Below are 375 nucleotides of genomic sequence, written 5' to 3' on the forward strand. Positions count from 1 at the left end.
GGCGCGTGCTGATCACCCGCTTGACGCCCTCCGGCCAGGAGGCGGCGCGATGAACCCGGCGATCGTGGAGGAGCAGAAGGCGATCGCCGAGCAACTGCGGCTTCGGCCCAAGGTTCCGCCCGTGGCGCGGATCTCGCGCAAGGCGCTGGCGATCGGCGCCGGCGTTCTTTCGGCGGGCCTCTTCGCCGCGCTCGCCTGGTCGACGCTCGAACGTCCAGCCCGTGCGCCCATCGATCCGTCGCCGCAGGCGTCGAAGCCGGCCGGCAAGATCGAGGGCTTGCCCAAGGACTACCTGACGCGGTCAAGCGCGCCGGTTCTGGGCCCGCCGCTGCCGGGTGATCTGGGCCGGCCGATCCTGGCGGCTCAGGCCGAGGG

At 72.8% G+C, this 375-nt stretch carries 1 protein-coding gene; it reads left to right on the top strand.

Annotation, left to right across the window (positions count from 1 at the left end):
• Positions 1-49: 49 nt before the first annotated feature.
• Positions 50-375: hypothetical protein (locus AB4Z33_RS31235; RefSeq protein WP_442053605.1), on the top strand; the 326-nt coding region annotated here is incomplete at its 3' end.

Source organism: Paenibacillus sp. 2TAB19 (genome assembly GCF_052115185.1).
In the GTDB taxonomy this organism is placed as follows: Bacteria; Bacillota; Bacilli; order Paenibacillales; family Paenibacillaceae; genus Pristimantibacillus.